The sequence below is a fragment of the Flavisolibacter ginsengiterrae DSM 18136 genome (genome assembly GCF_059568575.1).
In genome coordinates this window covers 1-1,308 of the sequence record NZ_JCANTR010000064.1, presented here as the reverse complement: position 1 = coordinate 1,308, position 1,308 = coordinate 1, and the positions used below count along the sequence as shown (strand labels likewise).

Annotated in this window: 1 protein-coding gene; it reads left to right on the top strand. The window is 37.8% G+C overall.

What is annotated here, in order from left to right; all coding sequences use genetic code 11:
* The first annotated feature begins 321 nt into the window (after positions 1-321).
* On the top strand, positions 322-1,182 hold the full coding sequence (locus BP74_RS21640) for a hypothetical protein (RefSeq protein ID WP_496377654.1): 861 nt from the start codon (positions 322-324) through the stop codon (positions 1,180-1,182).
* Positions 1,183-1,308 lie beyond the last annotated feature (126 nt).

The following is a 1,308-nucleotide window of genomic DNA, read 5'->3' as shown; positions in this document are numbered from 1 at the left end:
CAAGTTTTTTTGTGGACGTCTAAACCAATAAAGAGTTGTTTCATAACTTACCTCCGAATTTTAGAAGGGTAAGCTACTCTTTTACATGAATGCTTTATGCAAGTTGGGCATGACCAGCAAACATCAGCGAATTGCAAAGCCAGGCTGTGGTTCGGGCTGGACAAACAACTTTGAACTTTAGTTCTTAAATTCAACTTTATATTTTTAATCAGCAGTGGTTGCGGGCAGACGAATAACAATTCCCAACCTGCATAAAGCCCTGCTCGTTGTGCGTCATACTACCGAACACTCTAATAATTTGACCAAGTAACAGAAATATAAATGGCAGACAATATAGATGACGACAATTTAGAAAATCAGACAACTCCGCAATCGGAAAATCTTTCGGACAAAAATATTTCTGTTAATGACACCGACAGTATTATTACAGACCAAGAAATTGGAAATATGGAAGTACATAAACATCCGCACCACGTAACGCATAAAAAGAAATGGGCGGAATATCTACTAGAGTTCTTCATGCTTTTCCTTGCAGTATTCTTAGGTTTTGTCGCGGAAAATGTAAGGGAACATATTGCTGAACATGAGTGGGAAAAAAAATACATACAATCATTATCCAGTGACCTTTCAGCAGATATCAGTCGCTTACAAACCATCATTACTTTAAGAAATGAACGAGCCTTGATGCTTGATTCTTTCATCAAGTTATTAAGCAGCGACCAGGCTCTGCAACATACTAATGACTTGTATTATTATAATTCTTTTGCAACCCGTGGCGTGGCTTTTCGGTTTACTCCTGTTGATGGAACAATGCAGCAATTAAAAAATGGGGGCAATTTGAGGCTCATACAAAAATCATCAGTGAGTGATAGTATAATTTCTTATGATGTAGCTACAAGGGCATTTGTTTGGGGTACAAATGATGAAGAGGAAATAATGCGAACTTACAGAGGTGTGGCAGAAAACATTTTTGACGGGATGGTATTAAACAGTATGAGGGATGATGACAATAATGTGATGCGGCTGAATGGCTCGCCGTCAATACGTTTAACGGATGATACAAAATTCCGGTTGAATTACAGGATCCATATGCTGACAGTATTTAATAAAACTATGCGGTTTGAAGCAAAAAAACTTCTTGCAAAAGCACAGTCACTTCACGAGTTGCTTAAGAAAGAATAGCATTCTCTTCGCCCGCGAGTTTCCTGCAAGGGACTCATATCTTGCTAAATAATTAAATTACTATAGATATCAAGGCACATTGATACCTCAAATTGAGACTAAACAAGTGACATTTCACTATGTTGG